General features: G+C 34.9%; 25 protein-coding genes. 17 read left to right on the top strand and 8 right to left on the bottom strand.

Annotated features, from left to right (window positions below; genetic code table 11):
- Positions 1-9: 9 nt before the first annotated feature.
- On the bottom strand, positions 10-981 hold the full coding sequence (locus T335_RS0110750) for a tocopherol cyclase family protein (protein ID WP_026477557.1): 972 nt from the start codon (positions 979-981) through the stop codon (positions 10-12).
- A 188-nt stretch (positions 982-1,169) separates the two neighbouring features.
- Between T335_RS0110750 and T335_RS22840 the strand changes: the two genes are divergently transcribed.
- From T335_RS22840 to ric, 3 genes are all read left to right on the top strand, one after another.
- A complete protein-coding gene (locus tag T335_RS22840; RefSeq protein ID WP_278246895.1) occupies positions 1,170-1,298 on the top strand; it encodes a hypothetical protein in 129 nt (42 codons plus the stop codon).
- Positions 1,299-1,324: 26 nt separating this feature from the next.
- Positions 1,325-1,660 carry a nucleotide pyrophosphohydrolase gene (locus tag T335_RS0110745; protein WP_026477556.1) on the top strand — a complete coding sequence of 112 codons (336 nt, stop codon included), beginning with the start codon at positions 1,325-1,327 and terminating at the stop codon, positions 1,658-1,660.
- Between the two features lie 110 nt (positions 1,661-1,770).
- Positions 1,771-2,475 carry an iron-sulfur cluster repair di-iron protein gene (ric, locus tag T335_RS0110740; RefSeq protein ID WP_026477555.1) on the top strand — a complete coding sequence of 235 codons (705 nt, stop codon included), beginning with the start codon at positions 1,771-1,773 and terminating at the stop codon, positions 2,473-2,475.
- A gap of 204 nt (positions 2,476-2,679) precedes the next feature.
- Here the strand turns inward: ric and T335_RS0110735 are convergent, their stop codons facing one another.
- Entirely contained in the window at positions 2,680-3,510 is an 831-nt protein-coding gene (locus T335_RS0110735; protein WP_026477554.1) for an undecaprenyl-diphosphate phosphatase, read from the bottom strand.
- Between the two features lie 257 nt (positions 3,511-3,767).
- Here T335_RS0110735 and T335_RS0110730 point away from each other — a divergent pair, with 257 nt between their 5' ends.
- Positions 3,768-5,210 (top strand): NAD-dependent succinate-semialdehyde dehydrogenase, encoded by a 1,443-nt coding sequence (locus tag T335_RS0110730; RefSeq protein ID WP_026477553.1) that lies wholly within the window; start codon positions 3,768-3,770, stop codon positions 5,208-5,210.
- Between the two features lie 236 nt (positions 5,211-5,446).
- On the opposite strand, the gene namA is transcribed toward T335_RS0110730, so the two are convergent.
- Positions 5,447-6,469 (bottom strand): NADPH dehydrogenase NamA, encoded by a 1,023-nt coding sequence (gene namA, locus T335_RS0110725; RefSeq protein ID WP_026477552.1) that lies wholly within the window; start codon positions 6,467-6,469, stop codon positions 5,447-5,449.
- Between the two features lie 156 nt (positions 6,470-6,625).
- Between namA and T335_RS0110720 the strand changes: the two genes are divergently transcribed.
- The 4 genes from T335_RS0110720 (at position 6,626) to T335_RS0110705 (ending at position 9,360) form a co-directional block, all read left to right on the top strand.
- Positions 6,626-7,303 (top strand): YetF domain-containing protein, encoded by a 678-nt coding sequence (locus T335_RS0110720; protein WP_026477551.1) that lies wholly within the window; start codon positions 6,626-6,628, stop codon positions 7,301-7,303.
- Between the two features lie 9 nt (positions 7,304-7,312).
- Positions 7,313-7,693, top strand: a complete 381-nt coding sequence (locus T335_RS0110715; RefSeq protein ID WP_026477550.1) for a DUF4363 family protein — start codon at positions 7,313-7,315, stop codon at positions 7,691-7,693.
- A gap of 161 nt (positions 7,694-7,854) precedes the next feature.
- Positions 7,855-9,027, top strand: a complete 1,173-nt coding sequence (locus tag T335_RS0110710; protein ID WP_026477549.1) for an NAD(P)-dependent malic enzyme — start codon at positions 7,855-7,857, stop codon at positions 9,025-9,027.
- Between the two features lie 150 nt (positions 9,028-9,177).
- Complete coding sequence (locus T335_RS0110705; RefSeq protein ID WP_026477548.1) at positions 9,178-9,360, top strand: H-type small acid-soluble spore protein; 183 nt, start codon at positions 9,178-9,180, stop codon at positions 9,358-9,360.
- 134 nt (positions 9,361-9,494) lie between these two features.
- Here the strand turns inward: T335_RS0110705 and T335_RS0110700 are convergent, their stop codons facing one another.
- Positions 9,495-10,529 carry an oxidoreductase gene (locus tag T335_RS0110700; RefSeq protein WP_026477547.1) on the bottom strand — a complete coding sequence of 345 codons (1,035 nt, stop codon included), beginning with the start codon at positions 10,527-10,529 and terminating at the stop codon, positions 9,495-9,497.
- Positions 10,530-10,774: 245 nt separating this feature from the next.
- Between T335_RS0110700 and T335_RS0110695 the strand changes: the two genes are divergently transcribed.
- The 4 genes from T335_RS0110695 to T335_RS0110680 all read left to right on the top strand — a co-directional run bounded on the left by T335_RS0110695 (position 10,775) and on the right by T335_RS0110680 (position 15,524).
- A complete protein-coding gene (locus tag T335_RS0110695; protein WP_026477546.1) occupies positions 10,775-11,734 on the top strand; it encodes a Gfo/Idh/MocA family protein in 960 nt (319 codons plus the stop codon).
- A 242-nt stretch (positions 11,735-11,976) separates the two neighbouring features.
- Positions 11,977-12,345 (top strand): ArsR/SmtB family transcription factor, encoded by a 369-nt coding sequence (locus T335_RS0110690; RefSeq protein ID WP_026477545.1) that lies wholly within the window; start codon positions 11,977-11,979, stop codon positions 12,343-12,345.
- A 173-nt stretch (positions 12,346-12,518) separates the two neighbouring features.
- Positions 12,519-14,516 carry a heavy metal translocating P-type ATPase gene (locus tag T335_RS20440; RefSeq protein ID WP_156943672.1) on the top strand — a complete coding sequence of 666 codons (1,998 nt, stop codon included), beginning with the start codon at positions 12,519-12,521 and terminating at the stop codon, positions 14,514-14,516.
- A gap of 468 nt (positions 14,517-14,984) precedes the next feature.
- On the top strand, positions 14,985-15,524 hold the full coding sequence (locus T335_RS0110680; RefSeq protein WP_026477544.1) for a peroxiredoxin: 540 nt from the start codon (positions 14,985-14,987) through the stop codon (positions 15,522-15,524).
- 92 nt (positions 15,525-15,616) lie between these two features.
- Here the strand turns inward: T335_RS0110680 and T335_RS20435 are convergent, their stop codons facing one another.
- From T335_RS20435 to T335_RS0110660, 4 genes are read right to left on the bottom strand one after another with little or no spacing between them, the layout of a single operon-like run.
- Entirely contained in the window at positions 15,617-16,747 is a 1,131-nt protein-coding gene (locus T335_RS20435; protein ID WP_034328283.1) for a metal ABC transporter permease, read from the bottom strand.
- A gap of 18 nt (positions 16,748-16,765) precedes the next feature.
- Positions 16,766-17,869 carry a metal ABC transporter permease gene (locus T335_RS20430; RefSeq protein WP_034328281.1) on the bottom strand — a complete coding sequence of 368 codons (1,104 nt, stop codon included), beginning with the start codon at positions 17,867-17,869 and terminating at the stop codon, positions 16,766-16,768.
- The gene (locus T335_RS20425) at positions 17,862-18,671 is read right to left on the bottom strand and encodes a metal ABC transporter ATP-binding protein (RefSeq protein ID WP_084281191.1); all 810 of its coding nucleotides are present in this window, start codon (positions 18,669-18,671) and stop codon (positions 17,862-17,864) included. Before T335_RS20425 ends, T335_RS20430 begins: the two co-directional genes overlap by 8 nt.
- Before the next feature lie 21 nt (positions 18,672-18,692).
- The gene (locus T335_RS0110660; protein ID WP_026477543.1) at positions 18,693-19,655 is read right to left on the bottom strand and encodes a metal ABC transporter solute-binding protein, Zn/Mn family; all 963 of its coding nucleotides are present in this window, start codon (positions 19,653-19,655) and stop codon (positions 18,693-18,695) included.
- A gap of 402 nt (positions 19,656-20,057) precedes the next feature.
- Between T335_RS0110660 and T335_RS0110655 the strand changes: the two genes are divergently transcribed.
- The 5 genes from T335_RS0110655 (at position 20,058) to glgP (ending at position 26,618) form a co-directional block, all read left to right on the top strand.
- Positions 20,058-21,311 (top strand): MFS transporter, encoded by a 1,254-nt coding sequence (locus T335_RS0110655; protein ID WP_034328280.1) that lies wholly within the window; start codon positions 20,058-20,060, stop codon positions 21,309-21,311.
- Between the two features lie 225 nt (positions 21,312-21,536).
- A complete protein-coding gene (gene mutY / locus T335_RS0110650; protein ID WP_026477541.1) occupies positions 21,537-22,604 on the top strand; it encodes an A/G-specific adenine glycosylase in 1,068 nt (355 codons plus the stop codon).
- An 87-nt stretch (positions 22,605-22,691) separates the two neighbouring features.
- On the top strand, positions 22,692-23,795 hold the full coding sequence (locus T335_RS0110645; protein ID WP_026477540.1) for an ABC transporter ATP-binding protein: 1,104 nt from the start codon (positions 22,692-22,694) through the stop codon (positions 23,793-23,795).
- 20 nt (positions 23,796-23,815) lie between these two features.
- Positions 23,816-24,817, top strand: coding sequence for a PucR family transcriptional regulator (locus tag T335_RS0110640; protein ID WP_026477539.1), 1,002 nt, complete (start codon positions 23,816-23,818; stop codon positions 24,815-24,817).
- A gap of 196 nt (positions 24,818-25,013) precedes the next feature.
- A complete protein-coding gene (gene glgP, locus T335_RS0110635; RefSeq protein ID WP_026477538.1) occupies positions 25,014-26,618 on the top strand; it encodes an alpha-glucan family phosphorylase in 1,605 nt (534 codons plus the stop codon).
- Positions 26,619-26,709: the final 91 nt, after the last annotated feature.

Here is a 26,709-nt window from a genome sequence, read left to right as displayed (position 1 = left end):
TGTATTTTATTAATACAGGTTTTTGAAATTTCCACCATATTCAATACCTGTAGCTCTCCCTAAACCCTCCATAATTAAACTATTATTTTTTTGGTCCCTTAAACTAACAGATACATTCCCTTTTAAACTTTCCTTTACCAAGGGGACCATCTTTCCGTCTCTGGGCCCGTTACATAGCAGAAAATCATCTGAAGTACTTTTAGTGACAATGCTTAAAAGATGGTTCTTGTTTTCTAAAGTGATCGTCACATCCCCTCCTAGCTCCCTAATTACAGCAGAAGAACCATTCATGGTAGTAAAAGAATAAAAACTTCCTTCATGATACAAGCCTACTAAAAAGCCCCTAAAACTAGTACGCCAGAAGGGAATATGGGCAATCGAGCAACTTAAAGAAGTTCGAGAATGGATAAAACTATTAGACTGAATCCAAATCCAAGAATAGGGAAAAGCATTACCCCAATTTTTCTCAATATAGCCTCTTCCTTGATCAAAGTGATAAGTCCTTCCATTAATAGAAAGCTCTCCAGAAATTTCTAAGTCCATTCCGCAGACTTGACTATAACATTGCATAAAGGGGATAAAATTAAAATATCCCATGCTCCCAGGGGAAAGAAAATGGTCCTTCCATTTAATTAGATTTTTAAACCTAAGTTCACCTTCAATATTCTGATGATCTGTTTTGATTGAAAGGGATACACCGTCTAAGGAGAAGACATTTTTGTCTAAACAAATCCTAAAAGGACTAGAATAGGCCCTAAAAGCTTCAGTAGAAAATTGGTGATAGGTGTAATTAACAGAAGAACCCTCTAATACTTGCAGAAAACTATGGGAATCTTTTGGATTGTCTCCCCAAAAGATACCAGGTATAAATGAAAAAGATTCAGTGGCGGCTTCATTAGTAATTTTAAAATACCAACCTTCAAATTTATTCCAAGGAGACCTACCGTGATACAGGTCAGGTTGAAGCATTTCCTTAAACAATTTATCAACTCCTTATTATAAGAATAATAACTAGTATGATTCAAGAGCCAAAGAATTAATCAAAAAATTTTATCATACCAATATCATAGCTTAGAAGTTTCTTACTATCTGATGAAGTTCGCCTTTAACCCCATGCAACAGTCAATGACTACTACAGTATAAGTATTTTTGTGCAGTAAGGTTTTTTTGTGTCTTTCAGGAAAAAACTATATAATGTTTATAAAGAACAGGTCAGTAGGGCTTTAATTGCAGCCATAGGAGCAGTATCCTTGACAGAAGGAGTAGCATTTGGCGAATTAAACTTCCACTGGCAGTGAAGAGTGAAAATAAGGAGGGAAATAAAGTGAAACAGAAAAGCGATTTAACCCTTAAAGAAATGCAGAAATTAGTTGATGATTACATAGGTCAATTTAAAGAAGGTTATTTTAGTCCGCTGGCTTTAATGGCACGATTAACAGAAGAAGCAGGAGAATTGGCCAGAGAGGTTAATCATTATCATGGAGAAAAGCCAAAAAGAAAAGACGAACCCCATAATACTATTGATATGGAGCTTGCAGACATTATGTTTATCATCGTTTGCTTTGCAAACTCTTTAAATATTGATTTAGAAGAAGCCTTTCATTTAATGATGCAAAAATTTAATACAAGAGATGCCAACAGGTGGACAAGAAAAGAATAGAAGAAAAAGAAAGTAGAAATAAAAAGATTCTAAATGTGAGTTAAATCAAAGAAATCCCTCCCAAAATGGGGTAAGATAAAGACATAAAATAAGTAATTGGAGGGATAACAATGAAAAAGATATTTAATAGTAATGAAAAGATTGGTGATGTAGTAATTAAGCTTCCAAAGGCAGCAGAAATTTTTAGAACTTTAGGAATAGACTTCTGTTGTGGTGGACATAGACCTTTATCTGAAGCGATAGAAGAACAAGGTTTAAAAACTGAAGAAGTTTTAAGTCAGCTAGATCAGGCCTATGAAGAAGCTCAAGCTCTAAAGGAAAAAGCAGCTGATTATCTTGAGTTTAGTAATTCTGAATTAATTGATTATATTGTTGATAAACACCACACCTATGTAAAGGAAGTGTTACCAAGATTAAGTGACTTAACAACAAAAATCCTAAGGGTTCATGGGGTAGACCATGGAGAAGTTCTTACAAAGGTGCATAAAAACTTCCACCTGTTAAAATTAGAGTTAGAGCAACATTTAATTAAAGAAGAAGAAATTTTGTTCCCCCTAGTGAAGGAGTATGATAAAAACCCTTCACCAGAGCTTTTAGATAAAATTAACCAAGTTAATAGAGAACTTGAAGAAGAACACGATGGAGCAGGGGATATTATAAAGAATTTAAGAAAAATAACATCAGATTATACGCCACCTGCAGGAATCTGCACTAGTTATGTATTAACCTACAAAGGACTAGAAGAACTAGAATGGGATTTATTTCAACACATTCACCTAGAAAACAATGTTTTATTTCCAAGGTTAATTAAGTAAGTATTAAGAACTTAAAAGCTTAAAAGCTTAATAACTTAATAACTTAATAACCTAAATAAAAGAAGGAGTTGCCTAAATGATTACCATCATATTAGACGACTCCTTTTTATATTGCTTGTTATAGGTTTTGTTGTTTTTACTCTTTATAATCTGTAGTAAATTAAGTCAAATTCTTATAGAATCATGGATATGTTTTTGATTGAGCTATCTTATTAAGGTTAAAATTATAATAATACTTCCTACGGCCCAAGTATAATAAGAGAAATAATATAATTTTTCCTTTTTAATAAAGTTAATTAAAGTTCTAATAGCAAATACACCAGAAAAGAAGGCGGCAAGAATACCTGCTAATAATATTCCAAAGGTTAGATCTCCTAACCCGACCTCCAAAGCATCTTTTACTTCGAAAACAGTAGCCCCTAAAATAGCTGGTATAGAAATTAAGAAGGAGAATCGAGTGGCTAATTCCTTATTAAAGCCCCTTAAAAGGGAACCAACGATAGTCGAACCAGACCTAGATATTCCCGGAGTAATAGCAAACCCTTGGAAAATACCAACAATGAGAGCGTCATGCCATTTCATATGACGAATATCTTTCTTACCTTTATGGACTTTTTCTGCCGTCCATAATAAGGTACCAGTAATTAGCAAAGAGATCCCTATAATTAATTGTGAAGTATAAAAACTTGCAAAAATATCATTGAGGAAGATCCCCATTAATCCTGTAGGGATGGTGGCTATAATAATAAGGAGTCCTAATTTTCTATATTCATTGTTGAATTTAAGGCCTTTTCCACTAAGTAGTTCAAATATAAGCTTAATGAACTCTACAACAATTCTAATGATATCTTTTGAATAGATGAAAAATATAGACATTAAAGTACCAAAGTGAAGCATCACTGTTAAGAATAAGATTCGATCTTCAGGTACTTGCAAAATTCCTTGGGTAACTGCTAAATGACCAGAACTACTAACAGGCAAGAATTCTGTTAGTCCCTGTACCAAACCTAAAATAATTGCTTTAAAAATATTCATGTCAACACCTCCATAGAAAGTATATTCAATTATACCAATAAAAAAACATAAAATACAATAACAGAATAATGATATTACTAAAATTTATATGATTAATTTAAACGATGCATTAAAGGATATTTTTCTACAGCGATTTTTTGATATAATAATGATGAAAATCTAAAATCAAATATAAGTAAAAATAAAATCAACATGCTTTTCAATTAAACTAAAGCCAGTTACTTCAGCAGAAATAAGGGGAAGAAGGGAGAATTGCAATGGAAAATTATAAGATGTATATTAACGGAGAATGGATTTCGGGTAAGAAAGAAAATTCAATAAAAGTGTATAATCCAGCTACAGGAGAATTAATTGCTTATGTTCCTAATGGAGGAGAAAAAGAGACAAAGGAAGCAATCACAGCTGCTTATGAGGCTTTACCCCGGTGGGCAGACCTTCCAGCTAATGTCAGAAGTAATTACTTAAAAAAGGTATATCAGTTAATGATTGAAAGACAAGAAGAAATTGCTCAATTAATGACATTTGAACAGGGCAAACCTCTTAAAGAAGCTTTAGGAGAAGTATTTTATGCTGCAGGTTTTGTTGATTGGTATGCAGAAGAAGCTAAAAGAATTTATGGTGAAACAATACCCGCTTGGAGCCCAAACAAGCGGATTTTGGCTATTAAGCAACCGGTGGGGGTAGTTGCAGCCATCACTCCTTGGAACTTTCCAGCTGCAATGATTACTAGGAAAATTGCCCCGGCATTAGCAGCGGGATGCACAGTGGTTTTAAAACCAGCTTCTCAAACACCACTAACAGCTATAAAACTATGTCAATTGTTTGAAGAAGCAGGAATTCCTAAGGGAGTAGTTAATTTAGTAACTGGTTCTGCTCAGGTTATTGGTAATACCATAATGGAAGATAAAAGGGTAAGAAAAGTAACTTTTACTGGATCAACTGAGGTTGGCAAAAAACTCATGGAACAATCGGCAAAAACCGTTAAAAATATTTCTCTAGAACTAGGTGGACATGCTCCCTTAATTGTATTTGAAGACGCCAACTTAGATAAAGCTGTAGAAGAGGCCTTAGCATCAAAGCTACGAAATTGTGGTCAAACCTGCATTGCCTCAAATCGCTTTTATGTGCAAGAATCAATTAAAGAAGAGTTTATTGGAAAACTTAAAAACAGATTAAAAGATTTTATTGTAGGAGACGGTATGAAAGAAGGGGTCTTAATTGGTCCTGTGATAGATAAAAATAGCTATGATAAAATACAACAGCATATAAAAGATGCTATAGAGCAAGGTGCAAAATTAGAGTTTGGTGGTAAATCTTATCACAATGGCATTAGTCAGCAGGGGGGATATTTTGTGGAACCAACCTTGCTTTCAAATGTCAGAAAGGGAATGACGGTTGCCAAAGAAGAGACCTTTGGACCAGTTCTACCAGTCATTAGCTTTAAAACAGAAGAAGAAGCTATTGAGATGGCAAATGATACCGATTATGGATTAGCAGCCTATTTCTTTACGGAATCCCTTTCCAGGTCCATTAGAGTAGCGGAAAAGTTAGAGTTTGGCATTATAGGAGTTAATGACGGTAGAACCTCTACTCCCCAAGCCCCCTTTGGTGGTTACAAAGAAAGTGGCATTGGACGTGAAGGAGGACATTTTGGGATCGAAGGTTTTCTTGAGATTAAACATATCTCAATAGAATTATAGAATAGAGAAACTATAATTACTTATAATTTAAAGGATTAGTAGAAAGTTTCAAACATCATAAGTTATACAAATTTACCATTATTTAAGGAATTTCTTAATTTCCATAATATAAAATTAAAATAAGTGTCCACTTCCATATGAAAAAAGAAAAGGAGGTAGAAGGGAACAAAATGAACCCTTACCTCCTTTTCATACTCTGTTGTTATGAAGGATCACAATCTACCATCTCATTTTCTTTATAATCTTGCACCTCGATACTGGTTGGGCCATTCCATCTCTACATCTAGGGCCTTTGCGGCGTATAAAGGCCAATAGGGATTCCTTAATAAATCTCTTCCAATAAAAATTAAATCTCCCCGTTGGTTACAAAGAATCTCCTCTGCCATTAAAGGAGAAGTGATCAGTCCTCCTGCAATAGTAGGTAATCCAGTAAGATCCCTGATAATTTCTGAGAAAGTAATTTGATAACCTGGGTAAACATTAATTTCTGCAGGAACAATGGCTCCTGAACTAACATTTACCAAGTCAATTTCATATTCCTTTACTAGATTAATCAAATAAGCAGTGTCTTCAGACGTGTTACCACCTTCAGCGTAGTCTTCAGCAGATACACGAAGGAGAAGGGCCTTACGTTTATCCCAAACCTCTCTAACTGCTTCAAGAATCTCCCTTAAGAACCTAACTCTATTTTCTGCACTACCTCCATATTCATCCTTTCGTAAATTAGACAGGGGAGATAAAAACTGATGAATTAGATATCCATGGGCACCATGGATTTCAATGGTGTCAAAACCAGCACCTAATGAGCGTTTAGCCGCTAGTCGAAAGGCAACTACAATCTCCTTAATTTCTTCTTTTGTAAGTTCATGGGGAACAGCATATTTTTCGCTAAAGGCAATGGGACTGGGAGCGACAGATTCTTTTTCAGGTGCGGTACACTTTCTACCAGCATGAAATAATTGTATTCCAATCTTTGCCCCATATTTTTTACATTCATCAACAATAGATTTTAATCCAGCGATATGCTGATCGTCCCATATACCTAAATCACCAACCATAATTCTACCATTAGGGTCAACAGCGGTGGCTTCCAAAAGAATAAGGCCTACTCCACCAATAGCTCTACTGCTATAGTGAATAAAATGCCAATTTTGAACAAATCCCTTTTCATCAGCAGAAAATTGACACATAGGAGCCATAACAATTCTGTTTTTTAAATCTAAATTCTTGATTTTAATAGGAGTAAATAATTTAGACATATAAAACATCCTTTCCTGAGTTCTATTGCTATTAATTTACCCAAAGCCAAACCTAAATAACCAATAATTACAAGTGTTGGCTTCCATCTTTAATTAAATATTACAAGAAGGATAGGTAATAATAATATAAGTAATTTAAAGCTAGGAGTTGAAAAAATGCTTATATTATTTATAAGGGCTTTTATATTATATTTTATTGTTGTAGTTGTTATGAGGATGATGGGAAAAAGACAAATTGCTCAGATGCAGCCCTTTGAGCTTGTTATTACATTAATGATTGCAGAATTAGCTGCCACCCCTATGGAAAACACCTCAATCCCATTAATAAATGGAGTGGTGCCTATTTTGACACTACTGTCAGTACAGGTAATCATCTCCTATTTATCGATTAAGAGTGAAAGTGTAAGTAATATTATCTGCGGTAAACCAAGTATCCTCATAAATAAAGGTCAGATCGATCAGTCAGAATTAAGAAGATTAAGAATCAATATGAATGATTTGCTGGAGCAACTCAGACTAAAGGATTATCCAAATTTAAGTGACGTAGAATATGCAATAATGGAAACCAATGGAGATATAAGTATTATGCCAAAGGTAGGTAAAACCCAAGTTCTATTAGAGGATTTAAAAATTGATAAGCAACAGGAACAGCTACCAGTTACATTAATTTTAGATGGACAGCTATTAACGAAAAATTTACATAATGCTGGTTTTAATGAAGATTGGCTTACTCAACAATTAAGAAAAAATAATGTTTCAAAAATTAATGAAGTCTTTTTTGCATTTCTTACCTCAAATAGAGAGTTTCATCTACAAAAAAAGCAAATATCATAAGGAGGCCATATGAGGGTTGTAATGATAACGACAATTATACTAATTCTCTTTTTTGGTGGGGCCCTATACTTTTCCCACTATGTAGGAGTTCAAACTGAAGGTTTAATTGCCTCCATTAATGAATTAGATGAGGTAATAATGGCGAAAGATTGGGAAACTGGAAAAGAGAAATTGGAAAAAGTTAAAGATGATTGGAACGAGATTAAAGGGGTTTTTGAAACGCTACTAGAACATTATGACTTAGATTCAATAGAGGTTTCTTTGGCTAAAATAGAAAAATATATGGAAGTTCAAGATCACAGTCTTACTGTAGGGGAGATTACCCACTTAAAGTTTGTAATCAGTTTAATTCAAAAGAAGGAAAGTTTTAGTCTTTCTAATCTATTATAAATTTATCAAATCTATTATAAATAAGAGAGGCAGGGGACCCCATTCACTGCCTATTTTTTTTGGTTTTCCCTCTTCATAGATAGTGATACAATAATACATAAGAAGAATCTATCACTACATAGCTAAAACAATTTGTAGCAAATAGAAAGGAGAAAAAAGATTTGAATAATGCTGAAGCAAGTTTAAAATTACATGAAAATGCCGTAGGGAAAATTGCTATAAACTCGAAGGTGAAGGTCGAAACAAGGGAAGACTTAAGTTTAGCCTATACTCCTGGGGTAGCAGAACCCTGTAAAATGATACACCAAGATAAAGAACAAGTATATACTTATACATCAAAAGGAAATTTAGTTGCAGTAGTTTCCGATGGTAGTGCAGTGTTAGGATTAGGAGACATCGGGCCAGAAGCAGCTATGCCAGTAATGGAGGGTAAGGCAATTTTGTTTAAGAGCTTTGCCAATGTAGATGCCTTTCCTATCTGTTTAGATACAAAAGATGTAGACGAAATAGTAAAAACAGTCAAGTACTTAGCACCAACCTTTGGGGGAATTAATTTAGAGGATATTGCTGCACCAAGATGTTTTGAAATAGAGGAAAAACTTAAAGAGGTATTAGATATCCCAGTATTTCATGATGATCAACATGGAACAGCTATTGTTGTACTTTCTGGATTAATTAATGCAATTAAAGTAGTAAATAAAAAATTTCAAGAGATTAAAGTCGTTATAAATGGTGCAGGTTCAGCAGGGATAGCTATAGGGAAACTCTTATTAAATGTGGGGGTCCAAGATGTAATTTTAGTTTATCGAGAAGGGATTATTTATGAAGGTGCTCCTTCAAATAATTCATATCAAGAAGAAATGGCAAAAGTGACAAATAAAGAGAAATTAAAAGGAAAGTTGGAAACTGCAATGGAGGGTGCAGATGTGTTTATAGGCGTATCAGCACCAAATGTTGTTACAAAAGAAATGATTAGTCGTATGAAGGAAAATGCCATCGTATTCGCAATGGCAAACCCATTACCAGAAATTATGCCCGACTTAGCAAAGGAAGGTGGGGCAAAGGTAATTGGGACAGGAAGATCAGATTTTCCAAACCAAATTAATAATGTATTAGCCTTTCCAGGTGTATTTAAAGGAGCTTTAGATGTAAGGGCATCGGAAATTAATGAAGAGATGAAGGTGGCGGCGGCCTATGCCATAGCTGGAATCATTGAAGATGCAGAATTAACCCCAGATTATGTCATTCCAGATCCCTTTGATAAAAGAGTAGTAGAACAGGTGGCAAAAGCAGTAGCCAATGCAGCATTGATTACAAATGTAGCCCGTAAATAATATAAGATACGCTTACTCTTCTCTATTTTTTATGAGAAGAGTTTTTTTATGAATAAAAAAAATTAGGAATTTTTCATGGGCAGATGTGGAAAGAATATATTATCAAGGAAATTAAGAAACCTTAAAAAATAATCTAAAGGAGTGTAAAAAATGGATGCAAGACGAGCACAAGAAATCATAGAATCTAACGAAAAAATACCAGTGCAATATAATGGCCAATCTATTTGGATTGCAGGAGTTAATCCCAATAAAAACACAGCAGAAATTAAACAAGATATGTTTTCAAATGATGTGATGGAAGTTCCATTAAAGGAGTTAAGGGAAGTCAATTAACAAATATTCATTCATCAAATATAATATAAAGATTAATTTAAAGTATAAGCTAAGTGTAAGTATAAGAGGCTATCTTTTATTGAGATAGCCTCTTATTGCTATTATATCAGCCATTATACTATCTTAAGGTAATTCTAATACCAAGGGCAAGTTCTACCATCCACACTATACTTACAACGGGGCTTACAATGATAACAGACATCAACCGCCTCACCCCTAATCGCTTTATTAGTCCATTCAGGATCAGCCAATAAAGCCCTACCAACCGCCACCATATCAGTCATATGGTTCTCTAATAAATACTCAGCCTGCTTAGGCTCCTTAATACCAAAAACACAAGCAACAGGAATATTCACAGCCTTATGAAGCTCTGTTCCCATATAAGTTACAAAAGAGAAGGGATAATCTTTAGGTACTATAATGTCGTTAGATCCGATGCCAGCAGAAACATTCAGTAGATCTACGCCTAAGGCCTCCAACTTCTTAGCAAAATAAATATCCTCCTCCATAGTAGGATCATTTACCCCAAAACGATAGACAATGATAAAGTCATCACCAGTGGCTAAACGTACCGCTTCAATAATTTCAATAGGAAGCCTCAATCGGTTTTCTAAAGAGCCTCCATAAAGATCGGTTCTTTGATTAACTTCTTTAGATGTAAACTGACTTAAAAGATAGCCATGGGCTCCATGAATTTCTACTCCATCAAGTCCAGCCTTTTTAGCCCTTACAGCAGCGGCAACAAAATCATTTTTTACTTTCTCAATATCATCCAAGGTCATTTCAAGACACTTTTTATCCCCTACCTCAACAGCAGAAGATGATAGTACTGTGTCTCCTACAGACTTCATACCTGCATGAACCAACTGCACAATAACCACTGCGTCTTCATCATGACAGCTTTTGGCTATCCGTTGAAATTGAGGGACATGCTCCTCTTTCCATAGTCCTAATTCGGTATCACAAAGGCGACCCTCCTTTGAGATGGCAGTGGCTTCTAATACAATTAGACCAGTTCCTCCCTTTGCTCTTTTTCCATAATGTTCACCCCTGTTATAGGTTTCGAAACCATCTTCGTCCCCCCAGTTGAAACAGACCAAAGGTGGCATTAATATTCTATTTTTAACTTTAGTTTTATTGATAATAATACTTTGATCAATCATGCTCATATAGATTCCCCCCCATTATGTATTATTTTGTTTCTTTAATTTTATCATATTTAATCTGTTAGTAAAAACTGATGGAGACTAATTTTTGGAAAGATCCTTAATTTAAGAAGGAAGGGATTTTAATATAGTCTAGAGAATTAGAATTAGTAAATAAATTTTAAAATTCCATAGGGGAATATAATTTCTGCTAAGGGATTCAGCTTGAAGATGATGTAATTTAAAATGGATAGGGAGGGTGTTTAAGAATGGATAAAATCATTAATATTGGTATAATTGGAGTAGGGATCGTGGGAGAAAGGTTCATTAAAGCCTTAAGAAAGCATCCCAGAAGTAATGTATTAGGTATTTATGATGTTAATGAAGAACGACTTAAGCATATTGCACAACAATATAACCTTTCCACGGTTAGCCATTACAAAGAACTATTATCAAATCAAGAAATTGATGTAATTTATTTAGCAGTACCACCAAAATACCATCATGCTTTAGCGTTGGAGATTATGGAAGCAAATAAACATATTATATGTGAAAAACCACTGGCTAACTCAACTCTAGAGGCAAAAGAAATGCTAGAAGCTGCAGAGAAACAAAAAATTGTTCATGCAATGAACTTTCCAACAATCTATACACAAGCCTTCAAAAAATTAGAATCTTTACTAAGGGAAGGCTTTTTGGGAGAATTAAGAAGAATAGAATTAAAGGCATACTTTCCTCAATGGCCTCGTCCATGGCAGCAGACTGACTGGATTTCATCAAGGGAGCAGGGTGGATTCGTAAGAGAAGTCTTTACCCATTATATCCAAATGGTTCAAATGATTTTTGGTCCTATAGAAAATATTGATACAAAGATAGAATATCCAGATGATCCCACCAGTTGTGAAGGGGGAATCATTGCAACTGCCTCCCTATCTGATGGAACACCTGTGTTGTTAAATGGTTTTTCTGATATAGGCCAGATGGAGGATCTTTCATTAACTCTTTTTGGAAGGAAAGGGACCCTTTCTTTAGTAAATTGGAGGGAACTATGGGTTACTTCTAGGGAACAAAACAAAACATTAGTAGAATTACCAGAAGATGATCATCTACTCGATTTAATTAATGAAGTATTTAATGCAATAGATGGAGAAACTTCAAAGATCATTGACTTTAATGAAGGCTACAAGGCTCAAATTGTAGTTGAAAAATTACTAAAGAATGAGAGCTAAGGAATCTAAAAAAGAAAAATAAAGTCTTTGTAGTTAAAGAGGTTAGTTAATAAGATTAGTTTATTGGAGTATCCATAAAGGTTTTAATACCAATAGAGAAAAGAATGTTTAATTTCTTAAATAATTAGAAGCCCAAGGGCTTCTTTTTTTTGAAATTATATCTTGACAACAATACCATAAATAGGTATTATAGATATATAAACATATGAATAGTTGTTCATATGAAAAGGAAGGTGAGAGGAATGAAGAAGAAAGATAAGGAAATTGAAGTATGTGAAATCCAATGTATCCATGAAGAAGACGTAAAAAATGTAAAAGAACAGATGCTAGAAGAGGCTACAGTCAATCAACTAACAGAGTTTTTTAAAGTTTTTGGAGATGCCACAAGAATAAAAATACTACATGCCCTTTTTCAAACAGAAATGTGTGTTTGTGATATTGCGGCGGTATTAAATATGAATCAATCGGCTATTTCCCATCAACTGAGGGTATTAAAGGCTGCAAGACTTGTAAAATACAGAAGAGAGGGAAAAATAATTTATTACTCTCTAGATGATAACCATGTAATGCAGGTTTTAGAGCAAGGATTAGCCCATATAGAACATTCATAGAAGGGGGGACAAAACCAATGACTGCGGAATCGATTAATGAAAAAACTGGTAGTGAGGTAACTGTGATCTTGGTGGAGGGAGTAGACTGACCTAGTTGTGCTCTCAAGGTTGAGAGAAGCGTTACATTAGTTATAGGTGTTGAAGATGCTAAACTAAATTTTAGTATAGGTAAAATGCAGGTCAAACATAGAAAAGATTTAGATAAAAATCTACTTTTACAAGCAATAGAGGCCAGTGGACATTCGGGAAGGATTATTAGCAAGTCTTCTATTAGCAAAGAAAATAGAAAAGAAAAAAGACCTTGGTATCAAGATAAAAAATTGAGACTAACTTTAGCTTCAGGCCTAATTTTTGCTACTGCTATTATATTAGGTGCGTTAGGCATAGAAAAGAATACCCTAGTTCCTTTTTATTTGGCATCAATTATTTTAGGAGGTTATTATATCGGTAAAAGTGGCCTCAATTCATTAAAAAGACTTAGTTTAGACATGAACTTTTTAATGTCTGTGGCAGTAATTGGGGCTGCTTTTTTAGGAGAATGGTCAGAAGGAGCAGCAGTTGTATTTCTTTTTTCAGTAGGAAATACATTGCAAAACTATACGATGGATCAAACAAGAAAGTCCATTGAAGCTTTAATGGATTTAGCACCAAACGAAGCTTTCCTTAAAAATGGAAAGGAGGAAGTATTAGTTTCAGTTGATGATCTCAAGGTTGATGATGTTATTATTGTAAAACCGGGTGCAAAAATTCCTATAGATGGAACCATTATTAAAGGGTATACCACAATTAATCAAGCCCCTATAACTGGTGAATCAATACCTGTTGAAAAAACAATAGGGGATGAAGTCTACGCTGCTACCATTAATCAACAGGGGTTATTGGAGGTAAGAGTTACAAAATTAGTTACAGATACAACTCTTGCTAAAATCATGCACATGGTTGAGGAAGCACAAAATAAAAAAGCGCCATCACAACAAATGGTGGATGTCTTTGCAAAGTACTATACGCCAATTGTTGTTATAGTAGCGATGGGGATCGCAACAATACCTTCACTAGTATTTGGTCTGGAATTTAGCGAATGGTTGAAAAAGGCTTTAATTCTATTAGTTATTTCTTGCCCTTGTGCCTTAGTTATATCTACACCAGTTTCAATTGTTTCAGCTATAGGAAACGCTTCAAAACAAGGTATATTAATTAAAGGAGGCGCCCACTTAGAAGAAACAGGGAGACTAAAGGCTATTGCTTTAGATAAAACAGGTACCTTAACAGAAGGTAAGCCAAGGGTTGTAGAAGTCGAGATTATAAAGGAAGAAGAAGGGATTAACCCACTAGCCTTGGCGGCGGCACTAGAAAAGGGTTCAGAGCACCCAATCGCTAAGGCAGTGGTTGAACAAGCAAAAGAAGCTAACCTTAATTATCATTTAAATGTAGAAAACTTTGAAGCCTTAATAGGAAAAGGCATTAAAGGGGAAATAAACCATAAAACTTATTATTTAGGGAATCGTCGCTTGTTTAATGAATTAAAGATAGATTTATCCAATCTTGAAAATCTAATACAGGCTTATCAAACTACAGGTAAAACAGTAATTTTAATGGGAACAGATAAAGAAATTATAGCTCTATTTACTGTAGCCGATACCATAAGAAAAGAAAGTAAACAGGCGATTTTATCCTTAAAAAAATCTGGCATAAAAAATATAACGATGTTAACTGGTGATCATGAAGCTACAGCAGAAGCAGTTGCGAAGGAGATCGGGTTAGATTCCTACAGAGCAGGACTAATGCCAGAGGATAAATTAAAAGAAATCAATCTACTGACTGAAAAGTATGGAAAAGTCGCAATGGTTGGGGATGGAATCAATGATGCACCAGCATTGGCTACAGCCAATATTGGAATCGCCATGGGGGTAGCTGGTACAGATACAGCATTAGAAACAGCAGATATTGCCCTTATGGGAGACGATCTAACAAAAGTAGCCTATGCAATAGATTTAAGTAGAAAAACTTTAACCATTATTAAGCAAAACATATGGTTTTCGATCTTTGTGAAGGCAATTTTTATGGTTTTAACCTTCTTAGGAATGGCTAATCTGTGGATGGCAGTTTTTGCAGATACAGGTGCTGCTATCATTGTAATTTTAAACGGCATGAGGCTTCTAAAAATGAAATAGACATTTAAATTGTAATTTAAAATTAAGTCAGCCAAATAATACTAAAAACATAATAATATTAAACCAAATAATATTAAACCAAATAATATTAAACCAAAAAGTATAGGCGGATTAGTAGCCTATACTTTTTTCTTAGGAGACAACTAAAGTTGTATTAGGGCAAACCATTAAACCAACCCTTTTAATTATTTAATTTAATATCGTTGGAAAAGTATTTATAGGGGTTCTTGCCCTTATTTGCAATATCTATAGAAGTACCTTTAGTTATCACAATTCTTAATCATACCATATACATATACTAAGTCTATAAAAACAATCATACTAAAGAAAATAGATTTATTTCTTCTGAGAAAAAAATAAATAATAATTTTTGTTTTTTAATAAATTTTATTGTTTAAAATAAAAAATAGGGGATATAAATATATTGACTGAGATAAAATTAGAAAAAATTTATAGGAGGTACATAAAATGGCAGAAAGAATGGTAGGTTTAAAGGCACCAAGTTTTGAAATGAAAACAGTAGATGGAGAAGGTAAAAATTTTGGACGAGTATCTTTAGAAGATTACAAAGGAAAATGGTTAGTAATGTTCTTCTATCCACTAGACTTTACTTTTGTATGCCCAACAGAAATTAAAGGATACAATAGTAAAATCGAAGACTTTAAAAAATTAGGTGCTGAAATTTTAGGGGTAAGTACAGACAGTGAGCATTCTCATAAAGCATGGATTAATGCAGCCCACGATCAAGGTGGATTAGGGCAACTTCAATTCCCATTAGCTTCAGATATGACACAAAAAGTAGCAAGAGACTACGGGGTATTAGTTGAAGAAGATGGAATTGCTTTAAGAGGATTATTTATTATAGATCCAGAAGGAGTACTAAGATACTCTGTTGTACATGACCTAAATGTAGGAAGAAGTGTAGATGAAACAATCAGAGTATTACAAGGACTAAAAGCTGGTGGATTATGCCCAATCGATTGGAAACCAGGAGATGAAATGCTTTAATTAAAAATTTTGAAGACTTAAATGGCTTCCCTCATAAAAGCTAAGGTTGATGTTAACCCCATCAACCTTAGCTTTCTTTTTTGGCTCTTTCTTTAGTTTTCTGTTGAGGGCTTAATGGTATTAAGACCTATCCTAGCTTCATATCTACCCTGATCAGTTAAACGTAGAATGTGTTTGTCATTAGTTATTAACCCCATCTCAATTAGTTGATTAATTATTTTTAAAGTATTTGGAGGTGGCCACCTCATGAAGTCGATGATATGCTCTTCATTAGATTCTTCATTTATTTCTATAGAATCCTCATGATTGAATAAGTGAATTAGAAGGGTTAGGCAAGCAAAACTAAATTGTTGTTGCTTTCTTCTAATTATGATAGAAATTAATCCTTTCTTGGGGGCCAATAAAAAAGTTAATAAGAAAAGAAGACCAGCCATACTTGCCATTGAGCCAGCAATAGAAACATCCAGTATTCTAGCCATTTGATAACCTAATATACCAATAGCGACTCCAAAACCACCACTAATTAACAGCATGTTTTCTAGTTCTTCAGTTAACAGATAGGCAGTTAGCGGAGGCACAACCATTAAAGCAACAACTAAAATTGACCCGACAGCATCAAAGGCTCCAACAGCTGTGATAGAAACAACTCCCATTAAACTATAATGAATTAATGCCGGCGTAAACCCCAATGCAGCCGCCAGTTTAGGGTCAAAAGTAATTAACTTTAATTCTTTAAAAAATAATGATATAAACAAGAGGTTTAAGAGCAAGATCCCAGCCATTATATAGATTGACTTTGGTCCTAAGTCATATCCAAATACAGTTAATCGTCTAAAGGGAGCAAAGGCAATCTCACCTAGTAATACAGCATCTATATCTAAATGAACATTTGCGGCATAACGGGAGATGATAATAACGCCAATGCTAAATAATGCTGTAAAAATTAAGCCAATAGCAGCATCTTCAGCCACTAAATTTGTTTGCTTCAACAATTCCACTAAAAATACAGTAACTAAACCAGTTGCGGCTGCACCTAAAATTAATAAAGGCGAGTGAATACTATTTGTGTATAGGAAAGCGACAGCTATCCCAAGTAAAATTGAATGACTAATGGCATCACTCATCATAGCCATTTTTCTTAATACTAAAAAGACACCAGACAAGGTACAGGTTACTGCCACCAGTGCAGCCAATATCTGAATCTCCAATGCAGGGTTATTCACGGTAATCACCTCCTATTTCTACTTTAGGCTTAATACTCTATTGATCCCCTTGGGGGTTAAATGCCAACCTTTTGAGCCAAATGAAAGGAGACCATCTTTAATCAAACGATTGAGTAGTTTTATTCTTCTTCTATTCGAGAGAAAATTTAATCTGTTAAGTAATTTTTCTCCACTAACCCCTTCTAAACCCTCTTGATAGAAATGATAACAATAGATTAGAATTTGGTCTTCTCGAATCTTTTTATGAATAGCATTTTTACGATAAAGGTTATATATCAAACCACGATTAGGAGCAAACAGAATAGATAAGACTACTAGTAGAAAGCTCACAAGAACGATAATTGGTCCCGTGGGCATCCTCCTTACTTCGCTACTAATAATAGCACCAATAATACCAGAAAAAGCTCCAAAAACCCCTGCAAGAATCACCATAATCTCTAATCGATTAGTCCATTGTCTTGCAGCGACACCAGGGGCAATAATCATAACACTCATTAAAACCACCCCTACAGTTTGCAACCCTACAACAATGGCAACCACTAAAAGTGTTGTTACTAACAGGTCTAGAGCAAGCATCGAAAATCCAAGACTGCTACCAAACTCAGGGTTAAAACATAATAGCTTAATTTCCTTCCAGAATATTAACATTAATAAAAGAGCGATTCCTCCAAACCATCCCATAACAACTAAATCTTCCTGCAATAGTGTAGCTGCTCTACCGAATAAAAACTTATTTAAACCAGCTTGACTAGCGGTAGGTAATCTTTGAATGAAACTCATTAACACCATTCCAATTCCAAAAAACACAGATAGAATAATCCCTAAAGCACCATCATACTTAATGCTACTATATTTAACGATAACCATCATACATAGAGCAGAGATCCATCCAACTAATAACCCGCCAGTTAAGAGAATGATAGGAGCACGACTACCCGTTAAAAGAAAAGCAAGGGCAATTCCTGGAAGGGCAGAATGGGAGATGGCATCTCCCAAAAGACTCTGTTTTCGTAATACTGCAAAAGTACCTATAGAACCACTGGTAACTCCCAAAAATGTTGCTCCTATCATAACTGTCTTAAGGGTGTGATCCCCTAATAAACTTGAGAAGAAATTAATCATAGACCTTCCTCCTTATGTTTTTTAACGTACTTGTTTCTATCCTGTCTTTAGTCGTAGTAGGAGATTTTTTTTGATCAATTAGAGAAACAGATTGATCGCCATAGGTTTTCTTAAGGTTATCTTTTGTAAAAACTTCTTTTTCCGGGCCTATAGCAACACAACTGATATTAAGTAACATCACCCAATCAAAGTATTCAGTAACAGTCTGCAGGTCATGGTGTACAACAATAACCGTTTTTCCTTGTTCTTTTAGCTCCATTAATAGTTTGATAATGGCTTTCTCTGTCAATGCGTCCACCCCTTGGAAGGGTTCATCCATTAAATATAAGTCGGCCTCTTGAACAAGGGCCCTTGCCAAGAACACCCTTTGTTGTTGTCCTCCAGAGAGTTGATTAATTTGTCTATTAGAATATTCATCCATCCCTAATTTTTTCAAAGATTCCATAGCCCTTACTTTTTCTTTTTTACCAGGTTTTTTAATCCAGCCAAGCTCTCCATACATGCCCATCATCACAACATCTAATACGGTGATGGGAAAATCCCAATCAACACTACCTCTTTGGGGAACATAGGCTACTTTGTTACGATTGGTTTTATAGGGGAGGCCATAAATTAATATATTGCCAGCTATAGGTTTTACAATCCCTAGTATACTTTTAATAAAAGTACTTTTACCAGCTCCATTCGGACCAATAATCCCCAGCAAAGTACCTGAAGGGACATTAATATCAACGTCCCATAATACAGGTTTTTCATGATAAGCAACAGTGAGATCATTAACAATTAATGCCATCTCCTTCATAACACATACCTCCTAATCAACCTAGTCTTTTAATGCATCTACAATCGTATCAATATTGTATCTCATCATTCCAACGTAAGTCCCCTCATAGGTCTCTGGGTTTCCCATAGCATCCGAGAAAATTTCACCGCCAATAGAGACATTAAATCCTCTGGCCCTTACCGCCTGCTGCAGCGCTTCAACATTTCTTCTAGGTACAGAAGATTCAACAAAGATTGCTTTAATTTTATTCTTAGAAATGTAATCTGCTAACTCCCTTATATCTGCAATACCTGCCTCGGACTCTGTACTAATGCCTTCAATTCCTTCAACTTTAAAATCGTAGGCCCTGCCGAAATATTGGAAAGCATCATGGGCAGTAACTAATACCCTTTGTTCCTTAGGTAAGCTAAAAGCTCTATCTAAAACATACTGATGGGTTTCTGTTAATTCCTTAAGATATTCCGCTACGTTCCTTCTATAAAGTGTCTCATTTTCAGGATCATACTTTGCTAGTTGCTCACCTACATAGGTGGTTACTTCCATCCATAAGGTTGCATCAAACCAAATGTGGGGATCATGGCTACCCTCATAATCATCTTCACCCTCTAAAAATTTTGAGGTATCCAGGGCATCGGTAATTGCATAAGTAGAAATGCCTCTCTTTCTCATTTCTTCGAAGAGGTCATCCATTTTCCCCTCTAAATGAAGACCGTTATAAAAGATAATATCAGCTTCTTGAAGTAATTTAACATCCCCCTCAGTAGCTTGGTAAGAGTGGGGGTCTATCCCAGCTCCCATCAATCCATTGATAATTAAGGTTTCACCACCTAAAATCTTTACTAGATCAGTAATTTGAGTAGTAGTTGTTACTACCCTTAATTGACTATCTTCTTGCCTATTTCCCAGCTCTTCCTGTGCTGTATTCCCTTGAATAATGTAATAGATAAAACAACCGACTAACAGTAACCCAATTATTGAAATAGCTAGTAACTTATTTTTCATATTGATCTACCTCCTGTAATTTAGAAATTAAAGAGATTAATAGAAGGTGCCTTTAAAAAAACTACAAACAATAAAGTTATTCACCACTAATAAACTTAACTTAGACTAACTTTTACACCAAGGCCTAGAAGAATACTTAATAAAATTATTGTTCTATTTCATCCCTCAAAGAAATAGTATTCATTAATCTTCTAAAGGGTGCTATTATAAATTAATTTAATTTATCTAGAGGAGGTTCTAAAATGAATAACCTACTTTGAAATCAGAACTATAATTTTTATGGAAAAGTAGGACATTACATTAAAAATGTTGTATAATATAAAATAGAAAAATAATTGAAGTATTACAAAAAAAGTTGAACTAAAATCTAATGAGTGTACAGAAGAAAGGAATGTGTTTTAATTGAGTGCAAACGTAATCAATGCTACCCAACAAGAATTACGAAATAGAAGGGGAATATTGGCCGTATTAGGAAGTGCAGGAGCTATCTTTTTCCCAGGTTCTCTTGTATTTGGATTCCCAGGTCTAATGGGGCCTGTTTGGAGGGAAATGCTTGCTATTGAATCAGGTGCATTAAGCTACACCATGTTCTTTATGTTAGCGTCCTTAGGTATATTTATGTTTTTCGTAGGTAAGTGGACCATGAGCTTAGGGGTTAGAAAACTAATGATCATTGGTACTTTTCTTGCCAGTGCGGCCACCATTATGGTGACCTTTGCTACAAACCTAATCATGGTATATGTATGGGCCTTTTTAGTGGGGGCGTCCTCCTGCTTTATCTATTCGCCAGGAATTAATACTGTTCAGAGATGGTTTCCACAAAAAAGAGGTCTAGTTTCTGGAATTGTAAATTTAACCTTCGGTATCTCAGCAGCAGCTATGGTACCAATCTACAGAATTATGTTAGAATCTTTAGGGTACAAGGCCCTATGTTTAATTGTAGCTGTAATTACAATTATTATTGGTTTAATAGCTTCTCAATTTACTGAAATGCCAGAGAAGGTAAAAGGCTTTCAGCTAGCAAATACAACAAATAAAGAAACAAAACCTGTAGCAGAACCACTATCCTTTACACCACAAGAAGCTACTAAAACAAAAAGCTTCTGGCTTATATGGGCTATTTGGGCATTAATGGGTGCTGCGGGGGTTTCGATGGTAACAATCTCTGTTAACTTCGGAATGTCTAAAGGATATAGCTTAGCGGCGGCTGCCACCATACTGTCAGTATATAATTTGGCAAATGGAATTAGCCGATTGGTAACAGGGATGATTTCAGATGTAATTGGTAGAAATCTTACTTTAGCAATAACCTTCGTTGGAGCAGGGGTGGCTTATTTAATTTTGCCCCACAGTTCAAGCCTTGTTACCATATCAATCTTAGCAGGCCTAATCGGATTTGGTTATGGAACACTATTTGCTTGTTCAGCTCCACTAATTTCAGACTGCTTTGGAATTAAACACTTTGGTGTAATCTTAGGTCTTGTCTTTACTGCCTATGGTTTTATAGCAGGAATTATTGGACCAGGAATAAGTGGATATGTAGTAAGTGCCAACGGTGGAAACTATAATGGTATTTTCTACTATATGGCGATTCTATGCCTAGTATCAGCTGTGCTGGTTATGCTAGTAAAGAAGCCAGTTTATGGTGAAAAATAGAGAGTAAGCCTAAACACAATATAACTACTTAGTTTTATAATGGAATAAAAGCCTATAATTCATAGAGAGATTGGTGGTTGTCATCAGTCTCTTTTATTATGCTACTTAATATGTTAACATAATATAGACATTGATATAGATTCTTAATATACAGCATTTAATAGGGTAGATTCCCTGCTAGCAATTAGAATATAAATGATCAAGTAGGAAGGAAGGGAAAGAAAAATGACCCAACAAATAGAATTAGTTAATAACCTACTTAAATGGTTTAGTGAAAATAAACGGTGGATGCCTTGGAGAGAAACTAAAAATCCCTACCTAATATGGATTTCAGAAATAATGCTCCAACAAACAAGAGTAGAGACAGTTATAGACTATTACAACCGTTTCATTAAAAAATTCCCCAAAATAGAAGACCTAGCCCATGCTTCAGAAGAAGAAGTGTTAAAACTTTGGGAAGGGTTAGGATACTATTCTAGGGGCAGGAATCTTCATAAGGCTGCTAAGCAAATGGTAGAAAAGTATGAAGGGGTTGTACCTAGTAGCTACAAAGAAATTATTAAATTGCCTGGGGTTGGTCCCTATACAGCTGGTGCTATCTTAAGCATTGCTTATAATCAACCAGTGGCGGCAATCGATGGTAATGTTATGAGGGTATATAGTCGACTATACCATATTGAACAGGATATCATGGAGAAGAAAACCATAGATCAAGTAAGATATTTGGTAGAAGGAATGATGCCTATTGGTAATTGCAACGATTTTAGTGAAGCTTTAATGGAATTAGGAGCAACCGTCTGTACTCCCAAAAATCCTAATTGTTGTCAGTGTCCTATACAAGAATACTGCCTAGCTAAGCAACTTGGCAAAGAAAATGACCTACCTATTAGAATTAACAAAACAAAGGTTACCCAACACCATAAAGCTATATTATGGATTCAAAGGGAAGATAAAATCCTAATAAAAAAGAATAAAGAAAAGGGTCTATTGGCAGGTATGTGGGTACTACCAACCCTAGAGACCCAAGGGAAATTCAAAAAAATAGCTGAAATTCAACAAGAGGTTGATTTAAGCTATGGGGGAATCAAAATTAATCAATATATAGGGGATGAAAAGCATATCTTCACCCATCAAAAGTGGAATATAGCTATCTTTATAGGATGTTGTAATAAAAAATCTATGAATATTGAAGAAGAATATCAATGGTTACCAATAGAAGAGTTAAAAAATATTGCCCTCCCCACCCTCTATCAAAAAGTAATTAGTCATTGTCAATCTGCAATAAAAGAATAGAAAAAATTTGTGCATTGCCACAATGGTCATATTACCTCCATATATTGTAAAATAAACTTAGATTATAAATATAAGGGGGAGTAGAAGATGGCTAGTTTAACATTGAAAAAGATTCATAAGGTTTATAATGGCGAAGTTACAGCTGTTAAAGATTTTAACTTAGAAATAGCAGACAAAGAATTTTTAGTTTTAGTAGGCCCATCTGGTTGCGGAAAATCAACTACCTTAAGGATGATTGCTGGTTTAGAGGAAATTACCCAGGGGGAAATGTACATTGAAGAACGATTAGTTAACGAAGTAGCACCAAAAGATCGAGACATAGCTATGGTTTTTCAGAATTATGCCCTATATCCCCATATGTCTGTTTATGATAACATGGCCTTTGGGTTACAACTAAGGAAGATGCCAAAGGAAGAAATTAACCGTAGAGTGTTAGAGGCAGCTAAAGTATTAAATATTGAAGAATTATTAGACAGAAAACCGAAAGCCCTTTCAGGCGGACAACGACAAAGAGTGGCTTTGGGGCGAGCTATTGTAAGGGAACCTAAGGTGTTCCTAATGGATGAGCCGTTATCAAACCTTGATGCAAAGTTAAGGGTTCAAATGAGGACAGAGCTATCCAAACTTCATCAAAAACTACAAACCACCTTTATTTACGTGACCCATGACCAGACGGAAGCTATGACAATGGGAGACCGGATAGTTGTAATGAAGGATGGAATCGTACAACAGGTGGATACACCCCTAAACCTATATAATTTTCCAGTTAATGTATTTGTAGCAGGTTTTATAGGGAGTCCCCAAATGAATTTTGTGGAAGGTAAAATTGAAATTGATGGTGATACAGCCTACTTTGTATTTGATAAAAATAAAATTGCCCTTTCAGAAGAAAAATCAAAAAAATTAAAGGAATTAAGCTACCATAATGTAGAAGTAATCATTGGAATAAGACCTGAGGATATTCATAATGAAGGCTTAGAAAAGTATCCTAATTCTGTAGTGGAAGGGATTGTAGAAGTGACTGAGTTGATGGGTTCTGAAATTTATCTATATACAAAAATAGCTGATAATAGTTTAACTGCTAGAATCGGAGCAAATGCAGATGTCAAACCTAATTCAAAGTTAAATCTAGTAATTAATCCTCATAAGGTTCATATCTTCAACAAAGAAACAGAATTATCGGTGATTTAAAGACTAATAGGGGGAGTTAGATGAATACATTATCGAAACTGTTTCAGCAAATCCATAGGGCTTATCCCTATAAACTAACTATAGTGGACCATACCCTGCGTCCAGTTGTGACCAGTAGTAATGGGGAGAATATAGTAGATTCTCCCGTAGATCCCGCTACTTATCCAATTAAAACCCCTATTAATAGAGGTTACTTTCTAATGTCAGAAGAAGAATTATCGAAGGATACGTTAGTACTATTAGAGATTTTGATAGGAATTCTTTTAGAAGACTTAAATAATCTTAATAAGAAGCAAATTCTTCAATATATGTTAGAAGGTAATATAGATATAGCTGTAATAGAAGGTAATAGCCTGCGCTATAAAAAGCTATTTAATGCTTCGGCCTATCGAGTTCTTTTTATAGAAACTCCCCCTGCATCTGAAATTGTAGAAGTGCTAGAATTAATTGAAGAATGCTTTAGAGAAGAAGAGGAGCTTACAACAGTTCCCCTTAAAGAAGGGTTATTTATACTGATAGAAGAAGACAAATCAAAAGAAGGGTTATTAAATATAGCAAAACTGATTAGGGATATGGTAAATGCAGAGCTTTTCTTAGACCTTTTTATTGGGATTAGTACCAAGTTTCAAGACATAAGGAAACTTCCAGAAGTTTTAACTGCTGTTAGGAAGTCATTAGAAATAGGGAAAAGCCTTGTTCAAAAAAGTCGAATAATACTAGAAGAAGAAATGACCTTAGAGAAAACCCTTTTAGCTATACCAAAAGAAGAAAGAAAAAAACTTTATATTGAAATATATGGGAAATCAGGATATGATGAAATAGACGAAGTATTACAGTCCACAATAGAGGTTTTTTTAAAAAACAACTTAAATGCTGCAGAGACTGCTAAAAACCTATACATACATAGAAATACCTTATCCTATAGATTAGATAGAATTCATAAAATTTTAGGTTTAGACCTTAGAAAATTTGAAGATGCAATGTTTTATAAGATTGCGATTCTTTTAAGAAAGAGTATATAATAATCTCCACTATTCAATATTTATAACAAAACATAACATAAAATTAAAGAATGTAAATTAGCTATTAATGTTTGTAGTTACCGATATAGATACTAGTAAATTAATAATTAGCGGTAGATTTTTTTCATTTAAAAAGACTACCGCATATTATATAAAAAGTTATGCAACCGATTGCGTAAAAAGGAGGATGAAAATAGTGAAAAATTTACCTCAAGTTGCCTATTTTTGTATGGAATATGGATTAGATCATTCCTTTAAGATTTATTCAGGAGGGTTAGGAATCCTCGCAGGAGATCATCTAAAGGGAGCAAAAGACAATGATCTTCCCTTAGTTGGCATAGGACTAAAATGGAAGCAGGGTTATGTAGAGCAGAAAATTGATGAAATGGGAAACTTATATGATTGCTATCGTCAATACCACTATGATTTTTTAGAAGATACAGGTGTTCGAGTTAAAGTGAGAATTAGGCAAGAAGAAGTTCAATGTAAGGTATGGAAGGTAGAGAACTTTGGAAACGCTCCCCTCTACCTATTAGATACAGATTTACCAGAAAATAATCAAAGATGGGTAACTGGACAACTCTATGGAGGCTTCAGTGAAGATCGCATTGCTCAAGAAATCGTTTTAGGAATAGGCGGAGTTAGAGCTCTAAGAGCATTGGGAATAACTGTAGATGTCTATCATTTTAATGAAGGCCATGCAGTTTTAGCAGGATTAGAACTAGTGAGAGAAAAGATGGAAGCAGGGCAGTCCTTCCACCAAGCATGGGAAAATACCCGTAAAGAAGTGGTTTTTACCACCCATACACCAATCAAAGCTGGTAATGAGCACCATAACATAGAAACCCTATTGTATATGGGGGCAAACCTTAATCTTACAATTGATGAAATGACTCAAATTGGGGGCGTTCCCTTTAATATGACAGTAGCCGCCCTAAGGTTATCGAGAAAGACCAATGCCGTTGCAGCCCTGCATAATGAAACTGCCAATACAATGTGGTCGGATATAGTAGGAAAGTCAGAAATTATTGGAATTACCAATGCCATCCATAGGGGTACATGGGTGGATGAAAGAATGACAAATGAATTTAAAAACTTAGATGAATTGTGGAATAACCATATGGAAATAAAAAAAGAGCTAATTGATTATGTAGAGAAAATAAAGGGAATCAAGCTTAACCTTAACGCTTTATTAATCGGTTTTTCTAGAAGAGCCGCAGCCTACAAAAGAAGTAATCTGATCTTTAGAGATGAGAAGCGTTTAGAGACCCTTTTAGAAAGGGGAGAGGTACAAATTATCTTCTCGGGAAAGGCCCATCCATTAGATGATTCGGGTAAGCATATCATATTAGATTTGGTTAGAATGTCTAAAAAGTATCCTCAAAGCGTTGTATTTATAGAAAATTATGATATGGAGATCGGTAAAATCCTTACTAGAGGCTGTGATGTATGGCTGAATAACCCCCGCCGCCCTAATGAGGCCAGTGGAACGTCAGGAATGAAGGCTGCCATGAATGGCGTGTTAAATTGCTCAATACTTGATGGCTGGTGGCCTGAAGCCTGCCAGCATGGTATTAATGGGTGGGCAATAGGGGATGAAGTAGTTCTTAATAATGAATTAGAGCAAGATGAAAAAGATGCAAAGGCCCTCTATCAAGTTTTATTAGAAGAAGTGGTCCCCACTTATTATACAGAACCCACAAAGTGGCGAGAGATGATGCTTGCCAGTATTCAATCGACAAAAACGTTTTTTTCTGTAGATCGAATGGTGTTAGAATATTACGATAAACTATACTGTTAAGCTTAAATTGCCCCATAATCTAACACAATCTAATCAATTGGCTAAATAAACTAGATAAACTATTTAAGGAATACAAGATATTAAATTATGA

The sequence above is a fragment of the Alkaliphilus transvaalensis ATCC 700919 genome (assembly GCF_000621485.1).
Classification (GTDB): Bacteria; Bacillota; Clostridia; order Peptostreptococcales; family Natronincolaceae; genus Alkaliphilus; species Alkaliphilus transvaalensis.
Note: the sequence above shows the minus strand (reverse complement) of the source record. Positions and strands in the feature narration are given on the sequence as shown.

Coding starts and splice junctions, on each gene's coding strand:
- ric (WP_026477555.1), top strand. CDS start 1,771: ATGAAAAAGATATTTAATAGTAATGAAAAGATTGGTGATGTAGTAATT.
- T335_RS0110735 (WP_026477554.1), bottom strand. CDS start 3,510: ATGAATATTTTTAAAGCAATTATTTTAGGTTTGGTACAGGGACTAACA.
- T335_RS0110730 (WP_026477553.1), top strand. CDS start 3,768: ATGGAAAATTATAAGATGTATATTAACGGAGAATGGATTTCGGGTAAG.
- namA (WP_026477552.1), bottom strand. CDS start 6,469: ATGTCTAAATTATTTACTCCTATTAAAATCAAGAATTTAGATTTAAAA.
- T335_RS0110720 (WP_026477551.1), top strand. CDS start 6,626: ATGCTTATATTATTTATAAGGGCTTTTATATTATATTTTATTGTTGTA.
- T335_RS0110715 (WP_026477550.1), top strand. CDS start 7,313: ATGAGGGTTGTAATGATAACGACAATTATACTAATTCTCTTTTTTGGT.
- T335_RS0110705 (WP_026477548.1), top strand. CDS start 9,178: ATGGATGCAAGACGAGCACAAGAAATCATAGAATCTAACGAAAAAATA.
- T335_RS0110700 (WP_026477547.1), bottom strand. CDS start 10,529: ATGAGCATGATTGATCAAAGTATTATTATCAATAAAACTAAAGTTAAA.
- T335_RS0110695 (WP_026477546.1), top strand. CDS start 10,775: ATGGATAAAATCATTAATATTGGTATAATTGGAGTAGGGATCGTGGGA.
- T335_RS0110690 (WP_026477545.1), top strand. CDS start 11,977: ATGAAGAAGAAAGATAAGGAAATTGAAGTATGTGAAATCCAATGTATC.
- T335_RS20440 (WP_156943672.1), top strand. CDS start 12,519: ATGCAGGTCAAACATAGAAAAGATTTAGATAAAAATCTACTTTTACAA.
- T335_RS0110680 (WP_026477544.1), top strand. CDS start 14,985: ATGGCAGAAAGAATGGTAGGTTTAAAGGCACCAAGTTTTGAAATGAAA.
- T335_RS20430 (WP_034328281.1), bottom strand. CDS start 17,869: ATGATTAATTTCTTCTCAAGTTTATTAGGGGATCACACCCTTAAGACA.
- T335_RS20425 (WP_084281191.1), bottom strand. CDS start 18,671: ATGAAGGAGATGGCATTAATTGTTAATGATCTCACTGTTGCTTATCAT.
- T335_RS0110660 (WP_026477543.1), bottom strand. CDS start 19,655: ATGAAAAATAAGTTACTAGCTATTTCAATAATTGGGTTACTGTTAGTC.
- mutY (WP_026477541.1), top strand. CDS start 21,537: ATGACCCAACAAATAGAATTAGTTAATAACCTACTTAAATGGTTTAGT.
- T335_RS0110645 (WP_026477540.1), top strand. CDS start 22,692: ATGGCTAGTTTAACATTGAAAAAGATTCATAAGGTTTATAATGGCGAA.
- T335_RS0110640 (WP_026477539.1), top strand. CDS start 23,816: ATGAATACATTATCGAAACTGTTTCAGCAAATCCATAGGGCTTATCCC.